We start from the raw sequence: 18,416 nt of genomic DNA on the forward strand, positions 1-18,416 counted from the left end.
TTCCCATAATGGACACATCCTTTCTTAACTAAATATTATTTTACTTAGTTCGATTTAATGTGTCCACTACTTTATACTAACACCATATAGCTAATTTACATTAACCTCTTTCATACTTTTTATTAAATTACTAGCATTTATATAATTTTCAGGCTCTTCACTATGTTCTCCTACATATACCTATAATCCCCTAAGCTATAGAAAGTGGTATTTATAAAATACTAGCACTAACTAAATAAACCACTTGTATTCCAAATTTATTTTTATTATAATGCTCAATTATATAACTATATAATTATCCTTTTCATAACTTCATATAAACTTTATTTTACTCATTATAAAAATTTATAATATATTATACACTTTGTTACTTATTTATATAAATCTTATCTTTACTTTAATAAAATAATTAAACTTGTATATACTAAAAATGAAAATTGGAGGTGTGTATGAAAAGAACATTTAACGTATATTCAGATAATTATTTTGAGTTTCCAGATATGATTTTTGTTTATACAAGCATAACTTTAAAATCGCGCTATATAACCTTTAACGGTGTTGCTATTGATATGTTAAATGATAGTAAGTTTGTTGCATATAAAAATTCAACTATCAAATTAGAAGTATTATCTAGTTTTTATATTTCATTATACCTTTGTTCATTTTTATCAAATTCTTTAATTACTAAACTAATAAAAAAATATCTATCTAAATATAGAGAGAATAATTTAATAGATACAACTTTTGATAATCTAGAGTATGGCGATAAATTAGGATATCTTGATTTTGTTAAATATTCAACTCCCCTAGTATACGCTGAAGCATGTGAAAATATAGTTAACTTTATAGCTAAAAGTAATTATGAAAATAGAAGGGTTATCCATAATATGCATTCCTTTACTGAAAAAGCTTATGCTAAAGTTATTTATTGTAAAGCTATATAATGCTTTAGAGTAAAGAAAAACCTAGAATTTAAATTAAAATTCTAGGTTTATTTTTAAATTTATTTAGTTACTTTTGACATAAACATTTTTCAATACTTTTCTTCCAGCTCCATGCCCTAATTTATCAAAGGTATTATCTCATGCTTCAGTTTCATCCATACCTTGCTGTAAATTATCTTTATATTTTTCTGTTGCATAAGATTTTCTAATTGAATGTATTCCTGTTTTGCTATCTTTATATCTATTTATCTGATGCTTTAACAATATTCTCCTAACCTCTTGATTCACAGAGTCTTCTCTTAGTGGACATATCCTAGCTTCATCACTAACTATAGCTTTTATATATTCACAAAACTTTCTCTGCTGCTCTGTTTCAATTTTAATATCCCTACATCTTTTCCCTTTACTATCATGAACATGTATATAATCATTAGCTAATTTTATATCCTTCCCTTTCATTTTACAACACTCAGATACTTTTAATCCAAAAAGAATACTTAGCATAATTCAATTTCTCGCTTTACTACTACTTTTACTACATTCGTCTAGTAGTATTTGTAAATCCTCATCATTCTTTTTTATATCTCTTAAAATAGCTGTTGTTCCATTAGGAATTTTAATATTACTAGTATAATCAACATATAAAAGTAGCTCTTACTTTACCATCTTTTCTAGCTTTCTAATACAATAATAATAATTTTTCAATGTACTTTTAGTGCAATATTTTGCTTTTTCTATGAAAAAATTTTGAATGTGTTTAGTCTTTATATCTTTAATAAATACTATTTCTGAATAGATTTCTTCTAAAAAGTCACATAATAAACTTGTAACTTTTATTAAATTTCTTCGATCTTCGTAACTAAATATCTTTACTTTTTTGCAGTTACTTTTTTTGTAGCTGTACTTGTCTGTTCCTATCGCTGTACATTTTTCAATAGCCTTATAAAATTGATAAAATATCTTTTCTGCCTTCATAGTACTTCACCTTTTATATCTCATTATCCCAGTGTATAGATTCTAATAAATCATTCAATCTGCATAAGCAATTCGTATACACTTGTATAATTTCATCATCATAGTTACAGCTACCTTTTTCATAATAAATAATATGGTCTAATACACCTTCTAATTCAACTATAGCAATATCATAATCTCCATCTTCATCTTCTAAAATCCACTCCCAAATTTCATTTCTAGTATGTTTTGTTAAATCAGCTACAATTTCATCATAAATTTTTTTCTCTTTATCATTCATTTTTATCACCTCTTAAGGCTTCCATAGCTTTCTTCTCATTTCCATTTTATTTATTATACAAACTATAATTTTTTATTATTATTCTACATATCAAAAATGAAATCTTTTTCTTTTAATTTTTTTGTGATTTAATCTTAATTATTGTTATTGACAATTATACTATAACAACATTTTATATCTACATTATACATTGGATTTTTCACTAATCTCTTATATAAATCTTTAATATTTCTACAATATAAATTTCATGAAAATCTTTTTGAGGATAATTATTTTCAATTAAGCCTTCTTGAACAATTGAAGTATTATAAATTTTCTTACATACCAATTGCCATCTTTGCTTCCCTAATATATAGTTGTTCCTACAATAAATTCTGGTGTTATTCCTGCCTTTTCTATTTTGTTTTCATCATGGCCTAAAGGTGTTCTTAAATATCCTTATGCTTTCTTATTTACTTTATCAAATATACATAAAGTAAATAGAATTTAATTACTTATCTGTTTTTTTTATAAAGTTGTACTCATTTACGAGTATTTTATTTACTATTATATTTAGATTATTGTCTTAGTTGATACATTTAAATTTGAAATTCACTTAATCTTTTTATATCTTTATATTTCACCTTTCACGCGTAAAAATGCACACCCCCTAACTAAAATTCCACTAAGGTGTGCACACAAATACTCAAAATATATAAAAGCGGCTAAAATATCTATTAAAAATCTCTAAAATTTTATCCATATAAAGCAAAATACAATGGCCAAACCTTGATATTGCAAGGTTTTACCATTGTATCCTTACTTGATTTCTTATTTGGTGGAGGCGAGACGCTACTATTAATACCCTCGACCTTACTTTATATCTAGACTATTTCATTATATATATCATCTATCTTTTTAATTTCTTCTCTTAACTCATTATCTAGAATTTCATTGATGAACTCATATTTCACCTTACTAATAAAGGAATAATCACTTATTAGCCTATAAAGTGTTACAACAGCTCCGCCTACATCTAATTTAGTAAAATCCTTGGTAACTGCTGTATAAATAGTATTACTTGATGTAGCTAACGCATTCGAATAACTTAATATCTTTCTTGTCCTAACTTCATATAAATCTCTTTTAATATCTACTTTTTCATCATAGAATAATCCATGAATGGCCGAAATTATTGAATTTATTAGTGTAGATAACATTATGCCTCTGCTAACACTATATGCATCTATTCTGAAATTTTCACTTAACAATTTTGAACTTAAATCTGGTGAAATAGTATTAATAATTGGTATTGGCAAACCCATCTTAGTAAATGCATCTGCTCCAAAATGCAATGCTTGTCTAATTATAGAAACTACTAATAGCTTATAATCATTTTTAGCTAAATTAACTCCATTTATAAACACCTCTGATATTAAAACACTTTCTCCTATTTGTGTATAATTACCTGTAGTTGGATGTGCCTTTACAATATAAGTTGTTAATAATGGTGAATTTTTAGTTAATGTATTTGTCATAATATTTAATGTACCAAATATCCATCCTAGTATAGGATCATGTCCTAAAGTCATATGTCTGGTTTGCACAACTAATCCCTGTATTTTGGTCTTTATACCCATCAGCTTTTCTTACTGCATCATAGGGTACAGACCCTAAAAGTATATCTTCATATTTTCTAGGTACAAATTTACTTATAAATTTATCTCCTGCTTTGTCAGTATCAAATCTAAATTTATCATTAGAAATTAAATATTGTCTCAAACATTGTAATGTTGTTGCAAAAAACAAAAATTTAACATCAGTAGAGTTTAACCCTGTTGCCTTAGAAAATTGCTCGTTAATCTCATCTATTTTTTTATAAACTTGTACTTGCTCATTAGTAGTTAAAATGTCATTTATTTCAGTATTAACATAACCTTCCTCATTAACTTCTTTTACTATATCATCCCATGTTTTCTCTAAATCATTCTTACTATTTGTATTTGATTTATTGTTTACTATACTATTATTAGGATATTTCATAACATCAATATTTAAATTCTTTAACAGCTTTTTAGTATCATTTATTCTATCATCTAAACTATTATTAACATTATCTACTTTATTAATAATATTGCTACTTTTATCTTGGTTGTATTTTAGAACATCTAATAAATCTCTTTCATTATCATTAAATTTATCTGCCATCTATGCTACCGCTATATCGCCTTTTAAATCATTTATTATACCTGTAAGAATTATGTTCATAGCTTCTAATTCTCTAGCTTTTTCTTCTACTAATTCTACTTTATTTTTTAATTTATCAATAACTATATTTTGTTTTCTTATAGCTTCTTGTAGAAGAGCTTTCTTTTCAAGTAATAATTCTTTTTTCTTTTTATTGGCAACTAATGCATATCCTCCTACACCTAAAACAGCTATTGGAGCTGCTAGTACTCCTATTCCTGCAACCATTCCTCCACCAACGATTCCCCCTGCTGTTGCAAGTCCAGTTGTTATTCCAACAGCACTATATCCTGCTATCCCCAATGTACCTAAAGCTGCAAAACTCCCTGCAGCACCTACACTCATTCCAGCAGCTGCTGCAAGTACTTCACTTAACCCTTTATCATTTTTACTGATTACAGATTCGCTAGAAGTCATTTCCCCTGCTTTAGAAATGATATTTTTAATTGGATTTAAAGATTCCTTGTTTGTGTATTTTACTTTTCCCACAATGCCTCCTAAAACTTGTATTTATAATAGTTGTTATACTATAGATTTCCTAGTATAGCCCCTCCCCTAATTACGTACAATATCATTACATGAACATCTTGTCCATATTTTTTAATATATGCTCTATAATTGTTTATTTTTATTGAAAATAATTCTAACTTCAATCACTATCTGATGTATGTCTCATAACAATTAGATACTTTTCTAAATCAAATCTATATTACACCCTATTATATTCCATTAAGTATATTATTAAGATTAACCTTATTATATATTATTTAATTTCACATCCATAAACATAATTCTATTTCTCTTCTTATAACTTAAAGGGCTTGTACCTACATGCTTTTTAAATTTATAATAAAAATAATCAATATTTTTATAACCTACCTTTTCACATACTTCATATACCTTCAATTTACCCTCAACAAGTAATTTTTTAGCTTCTTCTATCCTAACATTATCTAAATAATTATTAAATTTTTCCCCTGTAGTATCCTTAAATAATTTCCCTAAATAAGAGCTATTATAATTAAAAATTTCTGCTAAATACTCTAATTTTAAATCTCTATAATATCTATTATCTACATATTTAACTATTCTATTAATACCTTTATCATTAAAGTTGCTTGCTAAATATTTTGATATATTCAAAAATTTATCTATTAATAACTTAATAGCTTCATGTAAACTATTTTTACTAATAATTTCTTCAATAAATTTTTTATTATCAATATCTAAACTTTCTTTTAAATCATAGTTTGATATAATACTATCTTTCAATTTAATATAGTAAGTAATTAATAAAGCCTTTACTCGTTCTTCTTTGTAATTTTTTCCTATTATAATTTTTTCTAGTAGCAAAAAGCTTTCCTCTATCCCATATAATTCTCCTATTTCTATATAACTATATAGCTTATCAATAATCTCTTCTTCAGTAACTTTGCTATTAATAATATTTTTTATCTTATCCTTATACATGATTCCTTCATTAATATATAAATATCTACTTTTCATTAATTCTATAGCAGTTTCATAAGAATAGTTAATTTCATTAATATTTTCGACTTCTTCTCCTATTGTAATGAAAATATTTTCTTTCATCTCTTTTTCAAATTGTATTTTTATTTTCTTTAATATTGAGTAGATATAATCAATACTTTTATCATAAAATATTATTGCCACTCTACTTTTAACTTTAAAAATATTAATATTTTTAATAAACACCTTTTCTTTAATCCATTTTTCTAAATCAATTGTATTATCATTACTTACTTTATTTTCTTCATTAGAGATTAATGATATATGCAAACTTTTACTCTTTATATATTTTAATATTTCCTTCTCTTCTTTTAAGTTCTTATTTAAACATAGCTGTGATAAAACATTTTCTTTTATTAATTCAACTTTACTTTCGATATTTATATTTAAATTTCTTTCATAAAAAAATTCCTTTTTTATTTCTTTAATAATATCAAGTAACTCATTTTTATCTATAGGTTTTAATAAGTATCCTTTTGCTCCAAATCTTATAGCATCTTTTACGTAATTAAATTCATAGTACTCACTTACTATTATAAATTTTCCTACGAATCCTTTTTTCTTTATATCTTTTATCACATCTAAGCCTGATTTTCCATGCATTTTTATATCAATCAACACTAAATCTGGTTTTAAATTACAAATCTTTTGATATGTATCCTCACCATCAGTTCCTTCTCCACATATAATAAATCCAAGTTGATTCCAATTAATAATATTTTTTATTGCTTCTCTTACAATAAGTTCATCATCTGCTATAAGTACTTTCAACATATTATTATCACCTCTTATTTCCGATAAACTAACACCCTCACCCAAATATTATATTATTTAAAATTTTTATTAAATTCATTTTAAGTTTGCATATTCTTAGTAGTAATTAACTACTTTCACATTTAAGCATATTAACTTAAAAGTTTTCCTTACAAATAATATTATATAATATTATTTTATTCCTTAAAATGTATTAACTGTAAAAAATAATAATAACTTTAAATAATTAGTCTATGTATATTTAAAACAAAAAATAAATCCTAGAGTTTATACTCCAGAATTTATTTTAAGAAAAAAATTTCTTTTAACATAATATTCTTTTCTAGCATATTCATAACTATATTAATATTTTAAAAGAATCTAATTAACCATGTATACATCTAATAAATTGTCCAGATTCAATTTCTCTAGATTCTGGAAATTCACTTGCACAAATGTCCTTTGCTACTGGACATCTAGTTCTAAATGGACATCCTTTACTTTCAGGAGTCCACTGTCTTATTTCTGTATCTTTATCTCTTACAACTGGTAAATCAATTACTTCTTCTCTTTCAGGATCTGGAGCTGCTGCTACAAGAAGCTTAGTATATGGATGTTTTGGATTACAAATAACTTTATCTACATCTCCCCATTCAACCATATGCCCTGCATATAATACTATTATTCTATCTGCAAAATATCTTGCTGTAGCAATATCATGAGTAATATATATAAAAGATTTTTTCATATCTCTTTTTAATTTATTTAATAAGTTTAAAACTCCAAGTCTTATAGATACATCAAGCATGGACGTAGGTTCATCTGCAAAAATTACATCGGCTCCTACTGCTAGTACTCTTGCAATATAAGCTCTTTGCTTTTGTCCACCTGAAAGTTGATGAGGAAATTTTTCACCTTGATCCTTAGGTGGAGTTAATCCAACCATTGTTAGATATTCATCCATCTTTTTATACATTGTCTCTTCATCAGAAGAATGATAAAGCTCTAATGGTCTTTTAAGATGATAATATATATTCTGTAAAGGATTTAAAGATGAAAAAGGATCTTGGAAAATCATTTGAGACTTTTGTCTATAATTTTTAAGTTTTTCACCTTTTAATTCATGAATATTTTCATTTTCAAAAAACATTGCTCCAGAACTTGGATTATAAAATTTCATTGCAATCCTACATAATGTAGACTTCCCACAGCCAGATTCTCCAACTATTGCCAAAGACTCACCAGGATATAAATCAAAAGATACATCATTTAAAGCACGAATAGTACTTTTCTTCGAAAAAAATCCTTTTTTAGCAACTTTAAAATCCATTGTAACATTTTTAACACTAAATATTGGTTTTACTAATTCTTGTGCTTTCATATCTTATCCTATCTCCTTTACCAATTCTAATGGATTATGACAAAAGAAGAATTCTTCATCTTTTGAATTCCTTTGTGGTTCTTCTTCAAAACATATTTTAGTTGCTTTAAAACATCTATCCTGGAATCTACATCCTTTAGGAATAGAGCTTAAATTTAATGGTGAACCTGGAATACCTTCCATATACTCTATTTCACCTTGTAATGAAGGAAATGAATTCTTTAATCCATAGGAATACGGATGTTGTGGATTACTTAATATCTTCTTTGAAGATGCTTGTTCAACAATTTTACCTGCATACATTATTGCTACTGTATCACAAAATTCCATCATTAAACTAATGTCATGAGTAATAAATAAAATTGAAAAATTAAACTTTTCCTTTAATTCATATATTTTTTGAAGTATTTCTCTTTGAACTACAGTATCTAATGCTGTAGTAGGTTCATCTAATATAAGAAGCCTTGGCTTTAAAGCTAATGCCATAGCAATTACAGCACGCTGTCTCATTCCACCTGAAAATTGATGTGGATAATCTCCTAAACGGTTAGCTGGAATACCTACTATTTCTAGAAGTTCTTCTGCCATCTTTCTTGCTTTTTTCTTATTATTCGTTATGCCATGAGTTTTATAAAGTTCAAAAAACTGATTTTCAAGAGTAACTACTGGGTTTAAACAGTTCATAGCTGATTGGAATACCATGCTTATTTTATTCCATCTAAAATCCTGTAATTGATTTTCTGATAATGATAAAATATCTATTCCATCCATCTTTATTTTCCCACCAGTAATAAGTGCTGGAGGCCTATGCAATCTCATTAACGAATAAGCAATAGTACTTTTACCACAACCTGATTCTCCTGCTAGTCCTAAGCTTTCTCCTTCTTCAATAACAAAACTTACATTATCTACTGCTCTTATATGTCCTCTTTCTGTTATATAGTCCACACAAAGATTTTCTACTTCAAGTACTGCTGCCATACTTAATACCTCCTTTACTAGTAGTTGTTGCTGAAAGTTGTTTATTTAATAATTTTTCTTGTTTCTTCTTTTCTTTATAGTATTTTCTCATAATTCTCTGAGCTCTCAATTTTGGATTAGATACTTCATCAATTGAGAAATTAATTAATGTAAGTCCAGCACCAAATAATATTACAAATACACTTGGACCTAATATTTCCCACCATACACCACTACTTAAAGCACCTGTACTTTGGGCATTATTTAACATTTGCCCCCAAGTTACTGACATTCTATCTCCAAAACCTATAAATTCAATAAATGATTGTGCCATAATAGCATATATTATTGTTCCTATAAATCCTGAAGTTATCATTGATAACATATTAGGCATTATTTCTACGAATAATATACGTAGCTTAGATTCACCTAATGTTTCAGCTGATTTTACAAACTCTCTATTTCTTAAACTCATGGTTTGTGCTCTATAAACACGTGCTCCCCAAGGCCAAGAAGTAAGCCCTATTATAACTCCAATTGCCATAGGTGATATTACCCCTATCATTGATGCAATTATTAGTAATAATACTGTTTGTGGAATAACCATAATTACATTTATTATAGTTGTAATAATGTTATCTACTACTCCTCCAAAATATCCTGCTGTAATTCCAACTATCAAACTTAAAACAACTGCAATTGAACCTGCAAAAATACCAACTGATATGGATACTCTTCCACCATATAAAGTTTGAGCCCATACATCTTTACCTGCTTGTGTAGTTCCAAGAATATGGTCCGCTGATGGAGCTACACGCCATAATCCATCAAATGTTTGCATAGGTTCATATGGTGTAAATAAGTCAGCTCCAAGAGTTAATATCAATACAATTAATATTAAAGCTAATCCAACTGCAGTTTTAGGAGACTCTTTTAAAAACTTTACTATTTTGAAATTAAATATTTTTTTTACCATACTACACCTCATAATTTACTTATAATTATTCTCCTGATTGTCTTCTAATTCTTGGATCAAGAATAAAAACACTTATATCTGCAATAAAATTAGTTGTTAACATCAAAATAGTAGTCATAAGCAAAATACCTTGCATTAATGGATAGTCTCTACCATTAATAGCTTGAATCATTAGCTTTCCTAATCCTGGATAGTTAAATATATTTTCAACAAGTAGTTGTCCACCAAGTAAAAATCCAACTGACATTGCAAATGAAGTTACTACTGGTAATAACGCATTTCTTGCACAATACTTAAACATAATCTTTTTATCAGGAACTCCTTTTGCCACTCCCATAACTATATAATCTTCACCTAATTGATTTATCATATTAGCCCTCATACCCATTATTCCACCAAAACTACTTATAATAATTGCAGTTACTGGCAAGAAAGCATGATAAGCAACATCTTTAACATATTCAAAACCTTTGGCATATAATAATGGAGTTACTGCATATCCTTTAGGAAAAATCCCACTATAAGCTAATGTATAGCTTAGTGTTAATGCAATAATTATAGCAGGAATATTCGCCATAATTTGTCCACCAACTGTTACTGTAGTATCTAATCTACTTCCTCTTCTCCATGCAACAAATATACCTAAAGCTGTATTAATAATAAATGATATTATTAATGCTGTCCCACATAAAAACACTGTCCATCCTAGTGGTCTTTTTATTACCTCAGTAACAGGATATAGGTTATTTGTAAAAGAAACTCCCCAATCACCCTTTAATATATCAACAAAATTTTTAAAATATGTTATTATTAAAGGTTCATTGCTATTAATCCCAAACATTTTTTCAATAGCTTGTATAGTTGATGGATCTACTTTACCACCTTGTCTTGCAAGCTCTCCTATTCTCATTTGGACTGGGTCTCCTGGCATAAGACGTGGAAGAAAGAAGTTTAGCGTAAAAGCCCCAATAAAGGCCATAAAATAAAATGAAAATCGTTTTAAAATATATCGCATCTTTCTCCTCCTCTAATATTACTTAATAATTTATTTTACTGGTGTTAATTCCATTAATTGTAGTATTTTAGAATCATGTGTGCTGTTATTTGGATCTGGACCCTTACCTTCTTCTGTTGTCCATCCTGTAAATCTAGCGTCACTATAAACTTGCCACTTACCATTAAATAACACTGGTACATTAATCATATTTTCAGCAAAGAATTTTTCAATTGTTTCTATTATTTCAGCTTGTCTTTCTTCAGGTGCTGAAGCTAATTCTTCTATTAAAGCTGTCATTTCATCATTTTTATAATTATTTTGGCAAGTTGACCACCAACTACTTGTTAAAAATCTTGATTGATCACCAATTGTATCAAAATAGTACTTCCATATATTAGTGTTTTGTCCATATGCTGTATATAACATGTCAAATTCACCTGTTTGCCATGCTTCTGTAACTACTCCAAGTTCTTTAGGTGTATTTGTAGCATTTATACCAATTGCTTGTAAATTTTCAGCAACTATTTGTGCTCCTGCATTCCAATCTGACCAACCTGCTGGTGAAATTATTTCAAATGCAATTGGAGTTCCATCTGGATTATCTCTATATTTATCTCCATCTTTATCTACAAATCCTGCTTCATCAAGAATTTTCTCTGCTTTAGTTAAATCAAATTTCACATATTCATCTGAAAGTGCTTGCGCATCTTCATTTATATAAGCTGATAACATTGGTGGTAATCCAGTAACTGTTGGTATCTCATCACTTAAGTAACCAAATGCTGCAGACTCATTAATGCTCTTTCTATCAATTGCTAAAGATACTGCTCTTCTAAAATCTACTGATTCAAAAGCTTTTTTATTATTTTCATTTTTAGTCATATAGTTAAAGCTCAATCTTATACCATCATTTTTTCCATACCAATATTTCTTATTAGCATCGCCTTTTACATAAGTTTTTTCAATATCTGGAATCATAATATAAGCCCAGTCAACATTTCCTTCTTCTAATAATGCTAATGCAGCATCATTTCCATCATATTGTGGTACTCTTAATTCATCTACTTCTAAATCATCTGCTTTCCAATAATTTTGATTTCTTCCTAAAACAACCATTTCAGGTGTAAAATCTTTAACTTCTGAGAACGCTCCTGTAACAACTGGATTTTCTATTATTGCTGTCGCTGGCTCTGAAACTTGAGAGAATACGTGCTCTGGAACTATCCAAGATTGATAGAATATATCTTTTCTGTGGAATGCATTTTCATATGACATTACAAATTTAACTGTATATTCATCTACTTTTTCAACTGATTGCATCTTTGGAGTATCGCCATTCCAGTTACCTGTTGTATCTATTTCTGGTTTATCCTTTGAATAAGTGTATGTGAATACAACGTCATCAGCATTAAAATCTTCTCCATCACTCCACTTAACATCTTTTCTTAATTTTACTATAATCGTTTTGTTATCTTCTTCACTTATAATATCTTCAGCTAACCACATTGTTTCTTGTCCACCATTATTTGCATCGAAAATAACTAATGGCTCATACATAAATCCTTGAATAAATTGAGTTGGATTATTGTATGGATTAAAGTTTCTTACCCATCCTTGTGAACTCTCTTGTAATACTGTTAATACTGCTGGTTTTTCAGTATTACCTACTTCTTCTTTACTTGTTCCACACCCTACAAATAGCGATGTAGCAATAGCTACAGTAAAAATAAGGCTCATAATTTTTTTGGCTTTCATATTCTCATCCCCCTAAATAGTTTTGTTATTAAATTTTGTACTATTTTATAATTTAATAGCATAGATTTATATCATTAAATCGTTTTCGCATAATGCTATTATCTATATCTAAATTATATATTAAAAATTATTATAAAAATACCCTAAAAATTCCATATATTTTCCAATATAAATTCTATATTTTTATATGAGATAAATTACAATATCAAGTGTAACACCAATTAATTGCAAAAAAATAACTCATACTGACACGTTCATGATAAAGTAATAATTGCTACAAAACCACTTTAAAGAACGTGTCCATATGAGTTATAAACATATTACTATAAATGAACAAGGATAAATTATGATAATCTAAAAAGTTTTCTAAAGTTAATTCTAATATTATTTGTAAGAAAAATTATAATCCCGAAATTCACAAAGATTGTTATAGTTATGTATTAAGAAGAAATGATTCCATTAATCTTATAAAAGAAATTTATCCTTATTTGATAATAGAATCTAAAAGAAAACGTGCTTAATTAATTCTAAAAAATTATAAAGCTTTAACTCCTAGAAATGGACGATATTCCCCTGAAATGTTAGTAGCCAAAGAAAATTTCTATGATGAATTTATGTCTATAAAGTAAAAATCCACGATATTTCTATCGTGGATTTTTTGGTGGAGTCGATGGGTACTGAATATACATGAAAAAATCCGATATCATTCTTTGTATTACACTATGTAATGCATTTAATTTTTTCAAATACTCTTCTCTTAACCTGATACTTACCACTCCCCCATCTCTCCAAAGTTGATCTATGTACTCCTAATATATTACACAAATATTCCTTACCAAATTTATCAATTAGATTTTGTATTACTTCTTGCTGATTAAGTATAAACTTACAATAATCATCTAATAAAATTTCATTATCTAATACTGTCATTAACTTTCTTAATGTATCCAATTTAATATTATGATTAGGGTTCCTTTCAATCTCATTAATGGTGCTTCTATCCAATCCACTAATTTTAGCTAACTGCATCTGGCTTAAACCCTTTATTTTTCTAGCTATTTTAATTCTTTCCAACAGTTCTTCATTAACTATTCTATATTCTTCTATATCTGTAATATCTTTCGCAGTTTTGAACATCATGCATCTGTATGACCAACAAATAATCCAGATTTTTCTCCTGCGCAGAATAAATTATCTACCCCTACTACCTTCATATCATTAGTTCTTGGAGCTACTGAAAGGTATCTTATTGAGTTTCCTTTACTTCCTGCATAAGGATCAACATACTTAGCATACTCTAGTCCCTTAATCTTTCTAAGCTTTTCTAATGGATAATAAGTTGTCATAAGCTTAGCATGACCTGTATCTAGTAATACAATATTTTCTGCAAATTCTTTTAAAGCATATTGTTGGCATACCTTTTTGTTTAACTTATCGTAGTTTACATCCTCCTCTGGAACCTTTAGTACTACAACACCCTTTTGATCTAATTCATTTCTTACATCTTCTGATAAACTTTCTTTTGCAAGTTTACAAGATCCTGAAAATGCTCCTAAAGAATCATCTGCTCTTTCCCCTTGTATATCTTGAACACCGCATCTTGCACTTATACTTAGTCTTGGTCCAAAAGCTGGACACCTTAATATGCACATTGAGCATCCATTACCATATCTTAAGCAATTACCCATTGGTCCTGTAGAACCTGTAGTTTCAATAAATACATCTCCACTTACATAAGTATCATCACTTAATAATATTCCATTTATCTTATTTTTTTCAATATCTACATCCTTTACTCTCTTTTCGAGATGTAGTTTTATTCCCATACCTAAAAGGTATTCTCTTACTTTTCCTTCAATTATATTTACATCATATAATGTTGCATGTTTATGACCTGGAAAATCTATATTTCTGTGTTTTGCCCATTTATCTGTAAGCTTTATTAAATCTCCTGCTCCTAATGCAATAAGTTCTTCTGATGCAGTATATCTACCATTATTACGCATTATACCGCCCACATTCCCAAGTCCTAAAAGCAAATCTGTTTTTTCGTATATATGGACTTCTGCTCCTGCTTTTTTTGCTGTAATTGCAGCTGCGCAACCAGCCCATCCTCCACCTACTATAATTACCTTCATATAAATCTCCTTCCCCCAAAGATACTACGCGGATCTGTTTGAACTTTGCAAAGCCGCTTTACTCTATGACCGCTAAATCTGGCGGTACAACTACCACATATTCCTTCTCCACAACACATCTTCATATTATTACAACATGATAAATCTATATCTTTTCTTTCTAATTCATCTAAATAATCTATTACTTTATAAGTTAATATATCTGCACCAGCTATATGGATTAAAGATACATTATTATATTTTATAAGTGATTTAATAGCTACTTTACCTTCTGGTGATAATTGTCCCTTTTCAATTAAATTCATCTCTTGTGGAATTAGTCCTAACTTATCTAGCCATTCTGTAACATATATATCTTCAAATGGTTGCTTATCAACAATTAAAGTAACTTTATTGTCATTTTGAACTAATTTTTTTAATACAGGTATCATTGGTGCCATACCTATTCCTCTTGCTAATACCAAAACATGATTATCTTTTTGTTTTTCTATGTTCTTTATCCCAAATACTCCGTTCCAATAAGGACCTCTTATTACTATATTTCCTTCCTTTTTTAAATCTAATATTTTCTTTGTTTTAATACCTCTTACTTCAATCATCACAGTGATTACATTATTATCTATATCAGATTCTAATATTGATATCGGAACATCGTAATAAATATTTTCATCACTTCTTATAAATATGAAACTACCTGGTTTAGCCAAATCTATTGCTAATTTATGAGGTGCTTCAAATTTAATTATTAATAATGAATCTTCATATAAAATTCTATCTACTACCTTACAAGTATAGACTTTTCTTTCTTCTTTAGGTTTATTGCCATTATCATGAAACTCTTGGTATATGCAAACCCCTTTCCAGTTTAAGCAATCACAAAAGTTGCTTCCATGAAGCTGTGAACATAAAATACATTCTCCAGATGCTGCTAAATGACAAGGACAATACTCAGTACCAGCATCAATGCAATCTATAGCTTCCTTAAACATGCTAGCTCCTTAATTAATTTATATACACTATATAGATTATTTTCAAAATAATAAAATGTTACAACGTGTAATTTATTATAAAATTTTATTATAAAAAATATTATTTTTATAACTTAAATAATTAAAACTCTGATAAATGCTTACTTGATATAATTTAATAAAGTATAATTTTTGATATTAAGATATTAATTTCAATAAATACTTTATCAGAAATTAATGATAAAGTTTGCTAAAACAAAAAAAACAGGAATTCATTATAATAATGAATTCCAATATTACTTGATACTACTAAAAGTAATATTTATTTAACCATTTTTATATACATCTTAAAATTACTTAAAGAAATATTGTGATCTTCTAACATTTCTATAATAATATCTCTAGAATCATTTTGCTTTGATTTCTTACCAATCACCTTTTTGTCAGTATTTATATTATTAAAGTTAAGATTCTTATCACATTTGAATTTCTTATTAAGAATATCTGCTGTCTTAACTATAGTATCATCCCAACCATCCACACACTCTTCATAGTTTTCTAGTTTTAATTTACATGGTTCATAGCCCGTAAAATCTTCATAAATAAATTTTTCTATATAATCATCTAATTTTATCTCATCTGCATCTAAAGCATTCTCTTCATCATAAGTAACTTTTTCTTTTTCTACATTTTCAACCTTTTCTATTGCTATATTTTTTCCATTGTGATTTTTTAGATTTTTATCCATCCAATTGATATATTCATTTATATCTTTATTAATCTCATATAGTTTTTGTGATGTTTCTCGATATTTTCCACTTAGCTTATAATCTCTGCTTACTTTTATAACTTCAGTAGACCTATCTTCAATTATATCAATTGATTTATCCAGAGTATTTATTAAGTTATCTAATGCATCTTTAATATCTTCTCCTAATTGTGGAAATTCATTTATTACGAATTTTATAACTTCTAAATCTAGTATGTTTTCCTTCTTTTCTGTTGCTTCTGGAGTTAAATTTTCATTTTCCTCTATGTTGCTTGTAACCTTTCCAAACAATTTCATACTAATTCCTCCAAAATTATAATTTATTTCCTTTACTAACTTATTATTCTAAAACTTGTTTTATTACAAAAAAATAAAGGAGAGATTAAATTTAATCTCTCCTAAATTCTTTTGTTATGCTAATTCTAATTCTCCAGCTCTCTTCTTCCAAAAAGCTACTGAAGATAAAATAACCATACCACATACTAATGCATATACAAAGAATAATTCATTACCTAAACTACCTGTAAGTATTATTAAAGATCCAATAATAGCTAATATAGGATTTATAGTTCCTCTCCATAATCCTTTAACTTCTCCCTCACGTCCAAGTTTAAACACTTTTACATATAAAAGAATATACATGACATAACTTACAGTAATTGATATTTCTGAAATATCTGAATTAGATAATAATCCAAATTTTGTAGTTAAGTAATGTACTATTGTCCAAAAAATACATAAAGCAAATGCTACCATTGCTGAGTTTAGTGGCATATTTATTTTTTGATCTAATTTAGAAATATTCTTAGAATTTGGGAACATTTCTCTAATTGCTAAAGAGTATGGTAATCTTATTAATCCTAAGATTAATCCATTAACTGTTCCAATAATTGATATTATTACAAATATTAAGATTATCTTTGCCCCAAAAGGTCCTAAAATCTTATTTGCAATTAAGTCAACATGTCCATCTCCTAAGCTCATTACTGCATCAGGTCCTAAATATGTAGATACACCAACAAAGTATATAATATATACTAGTAGGATAAATATTGGTGCAATAATTAATGCTTTTGGTAAATTTCTTTTAGAATCTTTAATTTCATGTCCAATTGATGTTGCTACTATCCATCCATCAAAAGAGAATGCTATAGGAGCAATTGCCGTTATCCATCCAGCTGATTGCATTGTTGTGACATCTGAAAATGATACCTTAGATACATCACCAAATATTAATCCAATTATAGCTATAAATATTAAAGGTATTAGTTTGATTATCGTTGATGCATTTTGAAAATATCCACCTAATTTTGCTGAAAGTGTATTTGTAATAAATAAAACTATTGTAATAGCTAGTCCAATAAATATTTGTACATTTAATGTACTTTCAAATCCAAACAACATACAAATATATATACCTGCAACCCATGATACTACAGCAATTAATGTTGGAAAATATAAAAATGTTTGGAACCATCCAAATGCACATGCAACTGATTTATTATAAGATTCTTCTGCATAAGCTATAACTCCTCCAGCTTGTGAAGTTCTTGACGCTAGTTCAGAAATAGTTAAACTTCCAAATATAATTGCTATAGCTGCTAAGCCGAAAACTAAAACTCCTAAACTAATGCTTCCACCAGTTGCAACTAAAATGTTGTCGCTCTTAAAGAATATTCCAGATCCTATCACTACGCCAACTATCATAGCAATAGCTGTAAATAAACCATATTCATTTTTCTTCATAAGTAATCTCCTCTATTC

The 18,416-nt window shown here is 27.8% G+C and carries 17 protein-coding genes and 1 pseudogene; 1 reads left to right on the plus strand and 17 read right to left on the minus strand.

All coding sequences use genetic code 11. From position 1 onward, the window contains the following. Positions 1-449: 449 nt before the first annotated feature. Complete coding sequence (locus ARA56_RS08575) at positions 450-944, plus strand: hypothetical protein (RefSeq protein ID WP_055265734.1); 495 nt, start codon at positions 450-452, stop codon at positions 942-944. A gap of 138 nt (positions 945-1,082) precedes the next feature. Here ARA56_RS08575 and ARA56_RS08580 read toward each other — a convergent pair whose 3' ends face one another. The 17 genes and pseudogenes from ARA56_RS08580 to ARA56_RS08660 all read right to left on the minus strand — a co-directional run bounded on the left by ARA56_RS08580 (position 1,083) and on the right by ARA56_RS08660 (position 18,398). Beyond that, positions 1,083-1,448 (minus strand): site-specific integrase, encoded by a 366-nt coding sequence (locus ARA56_RS08580; protein ID WP_055265736.1) that lies wholly within the window; start codon positions 1,446-1,448, stop codon positions 1,083-1,085. Between the two features lie 150 nt (positions 1,449-1,598). Continuing rightward, entirely contained in the window at positions 1,599-1,919 is a 321-nt protein-coding gene (locus ARA56_RS08585) for a hypothetical protein (protein ID WP_055265738.1), read from the minus strand. A 13-nt stretch (positions 1,920-1,932) separates the two neighbouring features. Then, positions 1,933-2,199 (minus strand): hypothetical protein, encoded by a 267-nt coding sequence (locus ARA56_RS08590; protein ID WP_055265740.1) that lies wholly within the window; start codon positions 2,197-2,199, stop codon positions 1,933-1,935. Positions 2,200-3,062: 863 nt separating this feature from the next. Beyond that, entirely contained in the window at positions 3,063-3,785 is a 723-nt protein-coding gene (locus ARA56_RS08595) for a hypothetical protein (RefSeq protein ID WP_172675752.1), read from the minus strand. Beyond that, positions 3,754-4,386, minus strand: coding sequence for a hypothetical protein (locus tag ARA56_RS08600; protein ID WP_055265744.1), 633 nt, complete (start codon positions 4,384-4,386; stop codon positions 3,754-3,756). Before ARA56_RS08600 ends, ARA56_RS08595 begins: the two co-directional genes overlap by 32 nt. Continuing rightward, positions 4,387-4,914, minus strand: a complete 528-nt coding sequence (locus ARA56_RS08605; protein ID WP_055265746.1) for a hypothetical protein — start codon at positions 4,912-4,914, stop codon at positions 4,387-4,389. A gap of 267 nt (positions 4,915-5,181) precedes the next feature. Continuing rightward, positions 5,182-6,729 (minus strand): response regulator transcription factor, encoded by a 1,548-nt coding sequence (locus tag ARA56_RS08610; protein WP_055265748.1) that lies wholly within the window; start codon positions 6,727-6,729, stop codon positions 5,182-5,184. A gap of 364 nt (positions 6,730-7,093) precedes the next feature. Further along, positions 7,094-8,089 carry an ABC transporter ATP-binding protein gene (locus ARA56_RS08615; RefSeq protein ID WP_055265750.1) on the minus strand — a complete coding sequence of 332 codons (996 nt, stop codon included), beginning with the start codon at positions 8,087-8,089 and terminating at the stop codon, positions 7,094-7,096. Positions 8,090-8,092: 3 nt separating this feature from the next. Then, positions 8,093-9,070 carry an ABC transporter ATP-binding protein gene (locus tag ARA56_RS08620; protein WP_055265752.1) on the minus strand — a complete coding sequence of 326 codons (978 nt, stop codon included), beginning with the start codon at positions 9,068-9,070 and terminating at the stop codon, positions 8,093-8,095. Continuing rightward, positions 9,054-10,025: an ABC transporter permease gene (locus tag ARA56_RS08625; RefSeq protein ID WP_070205674.1), complete on the minus strand. Its 972-nt coding sequence runs from the start codon at positions 10,023-10,025 to the stop codon at positions 9,054-9,056. Before ARA56_RS08625 ends, ARA56_RS08620 begins: the two co-directional genes overlap by 17 nt. A gap of 25 nt (positions 10,026-10,050) precedes the next feature. Further along, positions 10,051-11,040 (minus strand): ABC transporter permease, encoded by a 990-nt coding sequence (locus tag ARA56_RS08630; protein WP_055265754.1) that lies wholly within the window; start codon positions 11,038-11,040, stop codon positions 10,051-10,053. Positions 11,041-11,070: 30 nt separating this feature from the next. Further along, complete coding sequence (locus ARA56_RS08635; protein ID WP_055265756.1) at positions 11,071-12,777, minus strand: ABC transporter substrate-binding protein; 1,707 nt, start codon at positions 12,775-12,777, stop codon at positions 11,071-11,073. A 720-nt stretch (positions 12,778-13,497) separates the two neighbouring features. After that, positions 13,498-13,914: a helix-turn-helix domain-containing protein gene (locus ARA56_RS08640; RefSeq protein WP_172675753.1), complete on the minus strand. Its 417-nt coding sequence runs from the start codon at positions 13,912-13,914 to the stop codon at positions 13,498-13,500. Positions 13,915-13,916: 2 nt separating this feature from the next. After that, positions 13,917-14,915, minus strand: a pseudogene (locus tag ARA56_RS08645) (FAD-dependent oxidoreductase); the annotation flags it as partial. Further along, positions 14,912-15,904 (minus strand): sulfide/dihydroorotate dehydrogenase-like FAD/NAD-binding protein, encoded by a 993-nt coding sequence (locus tag ARA56_RS08650; RefSeq protein WP_055265760.1) that lies wholly within the window; start codon positions 15,902-15,904, stop codon positions 14,912-14,914. The gene ARA56_RS08650 and the pseudogene ARA56_RS08645, both read right to left, overlap by 4 nt. 301 nt (positions 15,905-16,205) lie before the next feature. After that, the gene (locus tag ARA56_RS08655; protein WP_055265762.1) at positions 16,206-16,949 is read right to left on the minus strand and encodes a hypothetical protein; all 744 of its coding nucleotides are present in this window, start codon (positions 16,947-16,949) and stop codon (positions 16,206-16,208) included. A 114-nt stretch (positions 16,950-17,063) separates the two neighbouring features. Then, complete coding sequence (locus ARA56_RS08660; protein WP_055265764.1) at positions 17,064-18,398, minus strand: APC family permease; 1,335 nt, start codon at positions 18,396-18,398, stop codon at positions 17,064-17,066. Positions 18,399-18,416: the final 18 nt, after the last annotated feature.

This window comes from Clostridium disporicum, from assembly GCF_001405015.1.
Classification (GTDB): domain Bacteria; phylum Bacillota; class Clostridia; order Clostridiales; family Clostridiaceae; genus Clostridium; species Clostridium disporicum_B.

Bases quoted from the DNA above. Each gene is read 5' to 3' on its own strand.
- ARA56_RS08575 (WP_055265734.1), top strand. From the start codon at position 450: ATGAAAAGAACATTTAACGTATATTCAGATAATTATTTTGAGTTTCCA.
- ARA56_RS08580 (WP_055265736.1), bottom strand. From the start codon at position 1,448: ATGCTAAGTATTCTTTTTGGATTAAAAGTATCTGAGTGTTGTAAAATG.
- ARA56_RS08585 (WP_055265738.1), bottom strand. From the start codon at position 1,919: ATGAAGGCAGAAAAGATATTTTATCAATTTTATAAGGCTATTGAAAAA.
- ARA56_RS08590 (WP_055265740.1), bottom strand. From the start codon at position 2,199: ATGAATGATAAAGAGAAAAAAATTTATGATGAAATTGTAGCTGATTTA.
- ARA56_RS08600 (WP_055265744.1), bottom strand. From the start codon at position 4,386: ATGGCAGATAAATTTAATGATAATGAAAGAGATTTATTAGATGTTCTA.
- ARA56_RS08610 (WP_055265748.1), bottom strand. From the start codon at position 6,729: ATGTTGAAAGTACTTATAGCAGATGATGAACTTATTGTAAGAGAAGCA.
- ARA56_RS08615 (WP_055265750.1), bottom strand. From the start codon at position 8,089: ATGAAAGCACAAGAATTAGTAAAACCAATATTTAGTGTTAAAAATGTT.
- ARA56_RS08620 (WP_055265752.1), bottom strand. From the start codon at position 9,070: ATGGCAGCAGTACTTGAAGTAGAAAATCTTTGTGTGGACTATATAACA.
- ARA56_RS08625 (WP_070205674.1), bottom strand. From the start codon at position 10,025: ATGGTAAAAAAAATATTTAATTTCAAAATAGTAAAGTTTTTAAAAGAG.
- ARA56_RS08630 (WP_055265754.1), bottom strand. From the start codon at position 11,040: ATGCGATATATTTTAAAACGATTTTCATTTTATTTTATGGCCTTTATT.
- ARA56_RS08635 (WP_055265756.1), bottom strand. From the start codon at position 12,777: ATGAAAGCCAAAAAAATTATGAGCCTTATTTTTACTGTAGCTATTGCT.
- ARA56_RS08640 (WP_172675753.1), bottom strand. From the start codon at position 13,914: ATGTTCAAAACTGCGAAAGATATTACAGATATAGAAGAATATAGAATA.
- ARA56_RS08650 (WP_055265760.1), bottom strand. From the start codon at position 15,904: ATGTTTAAGGAAGCTATAGATTGCATTGATGCTGGTACTGAGTATTGT.
- ARA56_RS08655 (WP_055265762.1), bottom strand. From the start codon at position 16,949: ATGAAATTGTTTGGAAAGGTTACAAGCAACATAGAGGAAAATGAAAAT.
- ARA56_RS08660 (WP_055265764.1), bottom strand. From the start codon at position 18,398: ATGAAGAAAAATGAATATGGTTTATTTACAGCTATTGCTATGATAGTT.